At 53.4% G+C, this 11,975-nt stretch carries 6 protein-coding genes and 1 pseudogene; 1 reads left to right on the top strand and 6 read right to left on the bottom strand.

Translation table 11 applies throughout. The features are described 5' to 3' along the window. Window positions 1-9: 9 nt before the first annotated feature. Window positions 10-192 carry a hypothetical protein gene (locus IQ268_RS28015; RefSeq protein ID WP_193886039.1) on the top strand — a complete coding sequence of 61 codons (183 nt, stop codon included), beginning with the start codon at window positions 10-12 and terminating at the stop codon, window positions 190-192. A 209-nt stretch (window positions 193-401) separates the two neighbouring features. Here IQ268_RS28015 and IQ268_RS28020 read toward each other — a convergent pair whose 3' ends face one another. The 6 genes and pseudogenes from IQ268_RS28020 to IQ268_RS28045 all read right to left on the bottom strand — a co-directional run. Beyond that, a complete protein-coding gene (locus IQ268_RS28020) occupies window positions 402-1,130 on the bottom strand; it encodes a carbonic anhydrase (RefSeq protein ID WP_193886041.1) in 729 nt (242 codons plus the stop codon). A gap of 968 nt (window positions 1,131-2,098) precedes the next feature. After that, window positions 2,099-4,687 carry a UDP-forming cellulose synthase catalytic subunit gene (gene bcsA, locus IQ268_RS28025; protein WP_193886043.1) on the bottom strand — a complete coding sequence of 863 codons (2,589 nt, stop codon included), beginning with the start codon at window positions 4,685-4,687 and terminating at the stop codon, window positions 2,099-2,101. After that, window positions 4,684-7,218 carry a cellulose biosynthesis cyclic di-GMP-binding regulatory protein BcsB gene (locus IQ268_RS28030; protein WP_193886045.1) on the bottom strand — a complete coding sequence of 845 codons (2,535 nt, stop codon included), beginning with the start codon at window positions 7,216-7,218 and terminating at the stop codon, window positions 4,684-4,686. The genes bcsA and IQ268_RS28030 overlap by 4 nt, the downstream gene beginning before the upstream one ends. A gap of 42 nt (window positions 7,219-7,260) precedes the next feature. Then, window positions 7,261-8,556, bottom strand: coding sequence for a glycosyl hydrolase family 8 (locus IQ268_RS28035; protein WP_193886048.1), 1,296 nt, complete (start codon window positions 8,554-8,556; stop codon window positions 7,261-7,263). A gap of 17 nt (window positions 8,557-8,573) precedes the next feature. Next, window positions 8,574-10,901, bottom strand: coding sequence for a tetratricopeptide repeat protein (locus IQ268_RS28040; RefSeq protein WP_228035794.1), 2,328 nt, complete (start codon window positions 10,899-10,901; stop codon window positions 8,574-8,576). Between the two features lie 5 nt (window positions 10,902-10,906). Further along, window positions 10,907-11,975: pseudogene (locus tag IQ268_RS28045) on the bottom strand (porin); the annotation flags it as partial.

The following is an 11,975-nucleotide window of genomic DNA, read 5'->3' on the forward strand; positions in this document are numbered from 1 at the left end:
AAAAGATTGATGCAACTATTTTTGATTTACAAAACAGATATTAACCTGGCAATGTCAGCCGCTGAATCAGATGGCCTATTTAGATTTCAGCCTGAAGAATGCAAGAGCAGCGATCGCCAGTTTAATAACTATGCCCTAAAGCTATATGGTTTTCCTTCAAATTTAAAAGTTAAGCACATTGATGACCAGTAGGCTCAGGCAGAAATCCGCATACCATTGGTTGATCTGAACAAAGGACGAATGACCAATGACGGAGCAGAAATAGTATGCTCACTCCCGCCTCAGCGTACCAGTTGATCAAGCAGGAGCTTCTACCCTCAGTTTAGGCAACGAGACCTGACCATTTCCATTCCAGTCACCCATTCCAGTTAGCCATTCCAGTCACCCATTGTTGTTGCCTATCATGTCGCATTCATTCCCCCGATCAAGGCTTGCAGCCAGAGCCACCGTCCACGGCTGTCTTTTTCTAGTAGTGGATCTGGAACCGGAAACGAGTTTTGTTCCAATGGAATAAATAGACCCACACCCGCGTTATAGGCAAAGATCACACCTGATTCAATTTCATAAATCCAGGCGTGAAGATTCAGCGTTCCGCCATGAAGTTTGGAGCGAATAACAGGATACGTTTTCAGATTTTCAACTTGAGTTAATACGTTCTGCTTAATAGCGATCCTGAGGAGTTCTTCGGGGTGATGCTCTCGCTCATCATAATTGTCGGCCATTAATCGACGGGTTGCTTCAGCATGTTGCTTGAGCCAGCCATATACCATAGGCATTTCTTCTGCTAAACTGCCAATTTGCAGCAGCCCTTTCATTGCACCACAGTGAGAATGACCGCAAACGATGACATCTCTGATACCGAGGGCATGAACCGCGTATTCGATCGCCGCTCCCTCTGCGGTAGGGGTTGAACCATAGGTTGGGATAATATTTCCCACATTGCGGACGACAAACAAATCTCCTGGTTGAGCCTGGGTAATTAAAAATGGATCAATGCGAGAGTCGGAGCAGGTTATAAACAATACTTCTGGAGATTGTCCATGTGAGAGTTGCTCAAATAATTCACGGTAGGTACTGAAATGAGTGTTGTGGAATTCATTCAGCCCACTGATAATTCCTGCCATTGACATACCTTCAGACTTCTCCTGTGTTTGGAATGGGGTTCTGTAGCCGATGAGTCAACGAAAGATCTGGTTTAAGTATGCCTGCCCCCGTCATCTAGCCCTGTTACGATCGCTCTTGTGTCTGCTCCCAACTCGTCTGGGGTTCAAGAGTTTACGTCACCCTGTATGCTGCCCTTAGCCTATCTTTCTGAAGTTCCAAAGCAATCAGGGCAGTGAGATGCTGCGTTGCTGAGCCACGATGAAGCCACCCTAAAACCCTCAACGTTAGGAACGGCCAAACCCTCCAAGTCCTCCAGAATTAGAGGATTTAGGGGGCGAGCCTTGTCCGTTTAACGATTCATCCGTCCATTCAGCAACGCCAGATGCTGTACCAAGCTAAAGGTCTCTTAAAACAAAAAACTGTGATCTGAATCACAAGGAGGCATAATCGTCAGCAGATTGAGCCTGGATCACTGCTTTGCATTGAGCGAACGAGTAAGGATTTGGTCGTGCGATCGCCCGGTCAAAGATTTTGGCTTAGCGACTGGGTTGCTCTGGTTCTTCGTCATTGATCATTCGTCCTTTGGCAGATTAACCAGCGGTATGTGGATTCTGCCTGAGAGTGTATCTGAGAATGGCTCAACATTCTAAATTAGCCTCCTAAGTCCCCAAATTTTGGGGGACTTTGAAACAGAATTGATTCGGAAGTCCCCGTTCGGCTGAGCGCTTTTAAGACATCCTCTGAACCTACTGGAGCGGCAAGATACCGCTTTAGAGAATGTTTTAAAAGTTTGATTAGTTACCCGATAGGTGTAGGGGCGAAGCATTCGGTAGACATGTCTCGGTTGTTCCAGCCATCCTGATTCGAATGCTTCGCCCCTACCGAGACGTAAAAGATACTTTTCAAACACCCTCTTACATTGCCCCAATTAAAGACGTTGGGTGACACGAGTTGCCGTGCCACCCAACCATCACACACAGTTTAGAACCGCTCGCTATTCCAGCGTTCTTAGAAGCTGTTTGATGCGTTGTCCTTGCCGCCGATCGAGATGCTCTGGAAACACCAGCTCAATGGTTAGCGATTCTACGGCTGTGATGAGCCGCGACGATGGCTCATGCCGCTCAGCCATCCTGGACTCAATCTGGTGAACCTCCCCTACTAACCGCACCGGAGCAGGATCGTCCCGATGTTGACTGATCAACACCCCCACCGGAGAATGAGCGTAATCTAACCATTCTAAATTTGGAATAAAGTCTGTATCCAGCTCTAGGCGCAAAGAGCGGGAATTCATCGCGGTAGCAACGCCAGCATAAAACTGCCCTTCCCAACACAACTGGACAGCAGCCTGAATGTGTTTGCGAACCCGCGTCGAATGGGCAGGTTTTGGCTCGCGGAAGACTCGCAGCAAGCCCGTTGCCAGAAATCGGAGTGAATCTAGCGGTTTATCAATTTCTTGACGGTCTTGTGCATACCACTCCGCCACATCCGAATACAGTACCAGCACCAGCGCATCATACTGCGATTGCGACATATCAATGAAGTTAACAGCCAACATGCTTTGATGATCATTGAATGGATCAACTCGAATCACTTGAGCCGTTAAAGATACCCGCGCTCCAAAATCGCCCACCAGTTCCAGATCAATCACATCGGGTAAATTAGGCCAGCTATCTAACAGAATGCGTGCCCCACTTTCGCTAACGTCAATGGTTTGACCGATGCGCGTTTGATTTGTACTGTGGGTAATCGCTGTAAGCTGACGATTCAGCCGATGGGTTCGTCGCAGTTGCGGTTGCTCAAAGGCTACCAGGAGAGCGGCTCCAATTAATACCAGATTAAAGAGGCTCCACAGGGCATTAATGATAACGGCTTCCGTGACCTGCGGTTGTAGCACCAGCCAGAAAGGAACCGTCAGCAGCGAAAGCACCAACAGGAAGGTAACAAAGGCTGCCACTCGCGCCGAAGTCCAGTCAAAGTTACGCTGGGTCACTGATACCCCTTTATCGGTGACGTTAAACTTACCCAGTTTTGGATTGATCAGCGCTAGCGACGTAACGATGCCATTATGGAACGCCAGAGCATACTCAAAAATCTCATTCCAGAAGGAATAGCGCACATTCTTCTGAGTCACATAATTGGCGCTCAAACCCAACACGATATGCGGCAGTGCGTAAGCCAGCGTTTCCACACCTAATCCGCGAATCAGGTTGATGCCAAACAGCAAGAAGAGGATGGGCGCTACCGCATACATTAACCGGGGAAAGCCAAAGAAGAAGTGGGACGTTGCAGAAAAATAGCATAACCGCTGAGACAGCGATAATTTTAGCCGAGAGTTAAACAACGGGTTTTCTAGCCGCAGAATCTGTGCCATTCCCCGCGCCCAGCGCACCTGTTGCCCCACATACGAGGAGAACTTTTCGGGAGCCAGACCCGCCACCATGATTTTGTCGTAGTAGATCGACGTATAGCCGCGCGAATGTAAACGCAGCGAGGTATGACAGTCTTCTGTGACGGTTTCTACCGCAATACCGCCAACTTCTTGCACATATGCTTTACGCACCACGGCTGCTGACCCACAAAAGAAAGCCGCATTCCAAAAGTCATTCCCTTTTTGAATCACTTTATAAAACAGTTCGTTATGGACGGGAATGTGTCCTTGAGTCATTAAATTGCGCTCAAAGGGATCGGGATTGTAGAACCAGTGCGGAGTTTGAACCAACGCCACCTCCGGGGTATAAAAGAAACCCACCGTCTCCTTTAAGAAGGGGCGCGAGGGAATATGGTCACAATCGAGAATCAGGATCAGATCGCCTTTGGTGCGCTGCATGGCTGTATTGATGTTGCCCGCCTTCGCGTGATCGTTGTTATCCCGCGTTAGCATGGTGCAGCCTAGCTCCCGGCACATCCGGCGCAGCTTTTCCCGCCGCTCTGGAAATTTTCGCCCATCGTCCAGGACATAAACCCGTTTTTTGTCGTCTGGATAGTCGATCGCCAGAGCCGCTAAAGCCGTTTTCCGAACGATCGCCACATCTTCGTTATAGGTCGGAATGTAAATATCAACGCTAAACCAGTCCCGTAGCGGAATCACACTGAGATCGACCGACTGGCGATCGCGCAACTTCAACGTTTGGTAGTAAGACAATAAGAGCGTGGCGATCGCATACAGCTCTGCCGCATACAGCATAATGCTGAAGAAACCATTGACCCAGCTATCCAGGTTCAGCGTGTAACTGGTGCGGTAATACAAATACCGCAGAGTAGCGATAATACTCAACCACGCCAGAAACACATGCAGATTTTGGCTAGTTTCCCGGTGCGAATAGCGCTGTTCTGTCCAGACAATCAGCCAGCCAATTGTAACCAGGACAATTGATACAATAATCTGCTGTGTGACCGTCAGCGGCACAACGATCAGCGGGATAGAGAGCAGCAACAACCCGATCACCAGCCAAAAAAGCTGCCACTTGCCGACTCCGGGCAGGAGATGTTCAAACCAGCCCGGTATCTTGAGAAACCAGCGCGTCAGCCGAGGTCGCCAGCTCGGCACCTGTTCGGGATGAAGTGGAGAGGTCGGATGGGTCATCGTGAGCCTCCTGATACATCAATGCGGTTGAGATAAAGTTGGGAAATGCCGTAGAGCAAGATCCCAAGCAGCACAATGCCAATGGGCAGTACATACCAGTGGTCTTGCAGATACAGAGTGATGCGGTTGAAGAATCCCGTGCGCTCGATTTGTCGCTGTGGCGATTGCTGAAGCACTTGCAGCGTATAGCCGCTGGCATCGTAGGGAGATGGATTTTGTTGATTGCGGCTAATCAACACCGTATCGCCTCGCAGTTGCGAAAAGAGCGGGTCGCGTTTAAACAGGGCTTGTACTTCTCGTAAGCCCTGCTCGCTCTGCCCGGTGAGCGCCAAGACCTGGCGATCGCGGTTCCAGGGTGAGACCACTTCTTTAACTACTCCTTCTGTGTCTGGCGAGGTTTGAATCTGGCTTTGCTGCCATTGGCGCACATCAAAACTGGCTAATTGCAGACCCGAATCCTGAAGCACTTCCGGGAAAGGGAAGCGATCGCGGGTACCAATCCCAACCAAATTTCGCTCGTTTCTGATATCCGCCGGAATAGTTCCGGCTTGATACACCTGAAGCTTGACCGACTCGGCGCGGCTGAGGCGACCCATCCGTTCGCCTAGAGCCAACAAGGTTGACACCTCTTCATCATTGGGCGAATCGGGAACCACCACCGCCGCCGCCGACAGATCCTGTGGCGCAGTGAGCGGATAACCCGTTTGCAGCAGTTGCAAATTGGGAACGTTCACCACATTGGCTCGCTTCAGGTTAAAGCGGGTATCGGTGTGCAGCGTGCCCCAAAGTTGATGGTCAACCACCAGACCACAGGCACCGGGCACCCGCGGATGCAACACAAACTGAACGCTTAACACGGAGTTGGGCTGAATCAAATCGGCTGGCAAATTCAGATCAAAGGATTCTCGCCCGCCTTGCCGATAGCTTAATTGCTTCGAGCCGATCGCAACACCGTCTAACTTCACCTCGATCGCTGACGTGCGTGGGTCAATTTGAGAACTGTAGCTGTAGTGAACGGTCATGCGGCTGCCGCGCATAAAGCGATCGTCTGGCAATGCTCGGAAGGGCACCTGAATCCCCGGTGCGTTCGTGCCGTAGACCGTTACATCTTGAAACGGCTCTCTGTTGGCTGTCGTTAGTGAACTGAGCTGAAAGGTATCTTCAACCGGAAGATAACCAGACCAGGTGCGCGGAGACGGAGAGGGCGTATCGCTCAGGGTGGTGACGGCGATCGCGTCCCCTGTTCCAATCTGGCTGGTTTGCGACTGTACAAGGAACTGCACCGCTTTCAGTACGCCTTCTGCGGAGTTGCCGCTGGCAACCAACACTGGAACGGTACCATCATTGGCGGTTGTTAACATCAACGCCCCCACATCATTGGGTAAGGGGCTACCGTTTCCGTCTACCAATACACCATTGCGTAGCGGCAGGGGCAGTATCAGATTTGCCAGTGCGGGTTGCTCGGCAGGGGTGCCAATCACAATCAGCCGTTCATCGGGGTTGACCTCGTTCACAGTTGTAACCAGCCGCGTATTGAGCGGATGAAAATCGGCTAAACGTCCGGCGGAGGTTTGGAAACGGCTGGCTGCTGTTAGCCAGGTTTCGCTGTAGCGACCAGGACGCAGATAGGCCAGTTGATTTGGCTCCAGACTCAGCGAATCAATGAAGGGATAAGGATAGCGGCTAAAATCCAGGGCGATCGGCTGTGGTTGATAGTTAAAGATCAGTTTAGAGTCGGGCAGAATCTCAGTCCACAGGGTTGGATCAGATGGATGGGTACAGGTTTCAGACGTTTGCTGTTCGGCTAGCAGGGAGATGTCATTGAAATCTTGCAGCAGGGTCGGCGGAATGTTAAACAACACCTGCCCCACCTGGGATTGCTCCCGGTTGAGGGGAACACTGCCAATGCTGGTATCATTCACCCGCACCGTGAGATTGGAGCGATCGCCCAACAACGATGGTGAGTGCTGAAACCGAATCAACGCCTTTGCAGCGGTCACTTCCCAATCGCGTGGACGGCTGAAGCCCAATCGCGTTTCAGGATAAACGCCTTGCAGGCGCAAGCGACTGCCCACAATGGGGCTGCGGTTAAACTCCAGACTATATTCACTGGCAGGTGTTTCAGCCGCCTCAGTCGTCCCAGTCGTCTCAGCCGTCTCAGCCGGAGATGCTGGTGCTGATTCAGTTTGCGAGGCTGGCGATTGCGCCGGAGTTGGAGCCGCCTGAGCCACAATCTGCGGCGATCGAGAGTCACCTGCAACGGTTCGAACCGGGGATTGGTAAACCGGACGTTGGGACGATCGAGGTAACGTAATGTCTCTAGCCATCGGAGCAGCGGGCTGAACGCGATCGCTCTCTTGAGCATGAGCCACAATCGGGATCAATCCAATGCCTACCCCCAGGCACAGTAGACACACCAGCCCAATCAGGGAACGCGATCGCCCACGACGGTGCGGGGTGCGAGGGTCGGCAGATGCAACGCGATTACGATGAAACCAGGTAAAAAGCCTGTGATACAGAAAACGAACCATAGCAGTAATGATTAGATGAATGGGGCTTGAAGCAAAATCAGGTCAGGGCTGTAGCCAGCGAGTAGCAATATCAGTAGATGAGATCAATCCGAACCAGCTTAAATTTTGGGTATAGTAGGCCGAATCGTTATCCCAGAATCCGTCTCGATAGGCTGGCATCAGCTTTTGTTGACGGATCTCTGCCGCGATCGCTGGATCAATCTGCTCAAATGCGGCATACAGCGTCGCATATTGGGCGATCGAGTCGTAACTCACCAATGGCTGTCCATCCAGGTCAAACTGAGCCGGAATCGTGGGTCTTGATGAGTTCACCTCTGCTTGCGCGGATTGCCACATGGATTGCAAGGCGGGTAAATGCTGCTGGAGGTAGCGTCGTGCCCGAGGTTCGCCAAACCAGGCCGCATCCAGCGACACTCGCCACCAGACGCGGTATGCATCAAACCCATAGATGCTTTTCAGGTGGGGATGATCCATTGGCTCAAAGGTGGTGGTTCTTAAATTGAGAGCCACCCAATCGCTCGGTAAACTCAGCCTCGAAAGGTGGGCCGATTCGTTGAGAACCCAGTAGCTGCTTTCCACCAGGCTCAGCCAATCATGCTCGGAATCGACCTGAGCAAAGAGGCGAAAGGCATAGGTGCCTAAGTAAGAGGGATTGAGATAGAGGCGGTCTGCTTCGGGCTGAAACACCTGTTTGGGACCAGGAAGGAAATAGTGCCTGTTCCCGTTCCCTGCAACGGTCGCCAATGTCCACAAGTCGTGCAGTTTGCCCCGCGCTAATGCCAGGTAATCCGGGCGATTCCACTGGCGGGAGGCCAGAATCAGCGCGGTGATGGCATCCAGATCGCCATCGCTGGCAAAGTTGGCATCGATCACGCCCCAGTTGCTGCGGTCTTGTTGCCCCCACTTCCACACCCAGAGGCGATCGCTCTGGCTGCCGTCGGGGGCACGTCGCTGCAAGTTTGCCTCGGCCCAGTTAAGGGTGCGATCAAAGGTTGTCGGGTCATTCATAAACACCGCACGCAGCATCGCATAAGCTTGACCTTCCGAAGTGGAGCGATCGCCCGCTTCTCGATCAATGACTCGCCCATCCGCCTGAATAAAGCGCTGTTTATAGGCGTGCCAGCTTTGTTGCAGCAATTCATCTGTAGACATGGGGCGAACAGCAGCACTGGCCGCAGCAGACCCATTCCCCGCATCAGGCTGATGGGCTGACGGCGGGCGAGTGTCGCAGCCAGAGAGTGCCAATCCGCTGAGCAGGGTAAGCAGAATGAGGCAAGGCCAGGTTCCCCCTTCGACCGTAAACCGCAGCGAAGAGTCACGGTAAATGGACTTAACCATGAGCGTCTTCAACACCATTAATACCGTTCCCAGGGTGGCTGAAAGCCTCGCTGCTGCAAGAAGCCTTCCTGGATTTCTTGGATTTGACGAGATAGCGCTTCATCTTGGACTCCAGTAGCGGTGTGCTGAAATTGCAGTTGCTCAAGCTGCTGCAAGGCATCCAGTCGTCTGCCTTGGGCGGCAGTTAAGCCAATCAATGCCGTTTGTGCGGTGGGATTAGTTGGTTCGATCGCCAGCACATCCTGATACAGTTGGGCAGCCGCATCTAAGCGACGCTGCTGAAAGCGCACGCCCCCCAGTGCCGTCAGCGCATCGGTATTGTTGGGAAAGCGATCGAGAATTCGTTCGTAAGACTGACCCGCCAAGCGCAAATCGCCCAGGTCTTGCGCCAGTTGCCCCTGCACAAAGTAGGCATTCAAGTTATCTGGATTGCGAGCCACTAGCTGATTGACCAGCTCCTTAGCCTGGTTCGGGTTCCGAGCCGCAATCACCTGAACCTGCCGCAACTGAATCGGCACGTTATTTGGGTCGGCTTGCAGCAGGGCGCTGTAGAGGGGGTCTCGCTGGGGCGAGGCAGGCAGCACGCCTACCAGGCTGAACAGTTCCGGTGGGGTATCGGTTAGAGGGCGGCTGGCTAACCAGGCATTGAGGATGGCTTCCGCGTCCGTGTCCGACATCAACCCCGCGCGATAGGCTAAGCTTGCTCGTCCCAGCGGTTTGGCAACGTCTTGAGGATTTCGCAGAATGATCTGGTCATAGATGGCGATCGCCTCCCCCACACGCCCCTGGGTTTGCCGCACTCCGGCCAGTCCTTGCAGAGCGCCAGTCAATATGCCGTTGTCCCTGGGATTGCTGGCAACAATGGCTTCATAGCGCTGAGCGCTGGCATCCAGGTTGCCGTCCCGGCGGTCAATTTCAGCCAGCAGTAATTGGGCAATCAACGGGTCTCGTCCTTCCGGGGTTGCAGCATATGCGGCCAGCGCATTGCGAGCCGCATTCAGTTCATTTTGCTGAATGTAGATCTGAGCTGTGCGGATGTTGAGCAGTGGCTCATTGATATCGGCGTTGAGCAGGGTCTGATAAATCGGCAGCAGTTCTGGGTCGGGAGAATCTAGCTGGGTGAGCGATCGCGCCACTAACCGCTGTTGCACCGGATCGGCTGGAAAAGGCTGTAACGCCGTTTGTAACCGTTGCAGAAATTCCGCTTTCGAAATCACGCCTAATTCTCGCCCTAGCGCCGCTTGCTGAATCTGCAAGCCGCGATCGTCCGGAGCCTGCTGCACCAACTGCGTATAGAGGTTCAGAGCCGTGGCTTGCTCGGACGGGAAGCCGCTCAAAACGTCCGCTATTTCTCGACCGATGCCAATGGTCAGGTTGGGTGCCCGGGTTAAAACCTGGCGATACAACGCGATCGCCTCTTCTGCAAACGCCGGATTGCCGCTATATCGCCACAGTTGGTTGAGCGATCGCGCCAAAATCATGCGCGAGTCTTGCCGACCCCGCAGCGGCTGCAACACCGAGTTAGCCTGGTCGGATAACCCGCTGGCGGCATAGGCCACCGCTAAAGCGGCTCGCATCCGGATGGTGGTGCCGTTGATGGCCGGGGTGCGGCGCAGTTCTGTTTCTAGAATTTGCACCGCCTGAGCCGAATTGCCCCGCTCCTGAAGCGCGATCGCATAGGGAATCGCCGCCGCGCCTTCAATTGGGTTTCTGGTCAATTGAGCGTAGCGGTTAAATAGCTCCAACCCTTGCTGATAATAGCCACCATAGGCATACGCCTGAGCCGCGCCCAGCACTGTATCAGCAGAAGGATTCGCTTGTAGAGCCAAGTTGTAGTCAGCGATCGCCTCCTCAAATCGACCTTGATAGCGATACAACGTCGCCCGCTGGATTCTGGCCTCCATATCATTGGGAGCGATCGCCAGCACCGTATCTAAGGCTGCAATCCCTCGCACCTGCCACTCCGGGCGATAGCCGCCCAGCACGCCAATACTGATCAAGGCCAGCCGATTGTTGGGGTCAACCTCCAATGTTCGCTCGTAGGCTTGTAGCGCATCGGCATCCCGTCCCGCCCGACGATAGGCGATCGCCAATCCCAGCCGTCCTTCTGGCGATTGCGGATACTGCCGCAAGGCTCGTTCAAACAGAGCGATCGCCTGATTCACCAGTCCTTGATCCATCAGGGTATAGGCGCGGCGAATCGAGGACGGCACCGACTGCGCGATCGCCGGAGCCGCCATCAGGCCGACGCTCATCACCAGCGGACTCATGATCAGGCTCAGACCCAGCAAGCCGCTCCAGACGATCTGCCAGCGGGGAGCCACCCTCATTTCATGCTGAATCATGCTGTTTAATTTCCTCCACCCATGAGGTCAAAGTCTGTTCTGATTCGCAGTCCGGCAATGGATTCAGAGAATTCATTAAGCTGTTGCAGCGTTAAACCCAGCCGCAGATTGGGCAGCAGCCGGAAATCGTAAAACAGTTCCAGCACATCTGGATTTCTATCATCCTCGCGCCGCAAGCGCTGGTTCGATAAACCACGACCATAGGCCAAGCCAAGGCGATCGCCCTCACTAAAGACATCCAGGAAACTGACACCCCCGCTGTAGGTATCGCCCCCTTCATCCAGATCGCGGTTTTCGTAGCGTCCGTAGCGCCCAAAAATTCCCATGTTGATTTCGGGGATAAAATATTCGGCATTGATGCCATAGGATTCTTCCCGGTCATCGTCAAAGGGGCCGCGTTGACCGTCGCCGCGATCGATCGAGAAAATCTCGCCGAAGCCGCTGTTTGACCCGCCATCGCGAGCGCTGACATAAGTGCCGCGAATAATGGCATTCCCCAACCGCAACCCCACTTCCCCAGCAAAGGCATCCAGGGCAAAATCGCCAATGCTGCGAGCCGACGAAAAGACCGCCGCGCGGGCTTCTAAGGTGTCGGTAATGCTCCAGTTGACCAGCGCTCCCGGACGCGAACTAATGGCCGTTGCCGCCAGAGCCGGATTCGTTTGAAACACCGGATTGAAAAATTGCGACGCGCCATCTTTGGCAAAGCTGTTGCGATCGAAATACGAAGTTAGATCCAATTGACCCAATACAAACCGCAAATTGGGAACGTTTTCCAGAGCCGCCGCAATATATAACTCGTTGATGCTCAATCCTTCATCAGGAGAATCGGCAAATGCCTCACCCGTGGTTAAATCCAGGGTTGCTCCCGCTTGTACCCGTGGCGAGAGGGGATATAGCCCCGATAACCGTGCCCGTGCAGACGATTCATCGCCTTGCAGCACGTAAACCCCCTGAAACCGCAGTGCTGGAGGCGTTAACGCCGCGCTAGAAGAGGGTGGCGCTTGAGCAACAGAGGGCGTTGCAGGGGTGGGGTAACTCAGCGGCGAAGCGGTGGTTAAGGGAGGAGGGGTG

The organism is Oculatella sp. LEGE 06141, from assembly GCF_015207605.1.
In the GTDB taxonomy this organism is placed as follows: Bacteria; Cyanobacteriota; Cyanobacteriia; order Elainellales; family Elainellaceae; genus Oculatella.

What these genes read in the sequence shown, in the direction of transcription:
- IQ268_RS28015 (WP_193886039.1), top strand. Translation starts at nt 10, where the DNA reads ATGCAACTATTTTTGATTTACAAAACAGATATTAACCTGGCAATGTCA.
- IQ268_RS28035 (WP_193886048.1), bottom strand. Translation starts at nt 8,556, where the DNA reads ATGGTTAAGTCCATTTACCGTGACTCTTCGCTGCGGTTTACGGTCGAA.
- IQ268_RS28030 (WP_193886045.1), bottom strand. Translation starts at nt 7,218, where the DNA reads ATGGTTCGTTTTCTGTATCACAGGCTTTTTACCTGGTTTCATCGTAAT.
- IQ268_RS28040 (WP_228035794.1), bottom strand. Translation starts at nt 10,901, where the DNA reads ATGATTCAGCATGAAATGAGGGTGGCTCCCCGCTGGCAGATCGTCTGG.
- bcsA (WP_193886043.1), bottom strand. Translation starts at nt 4,687, where the DNA reads ATGACCCATCCGACCTCTCCACTTCATCCCGAACAGGTGCCGAGCTGG.
- IQ268_RS28020 (WP_193886041.1), bottom strand. Translation starts at nt 1,130, where the DNA reads ATGTCAATGGCAGGAATTATCAGTGGGCTGAATGAATTCCACAACACT.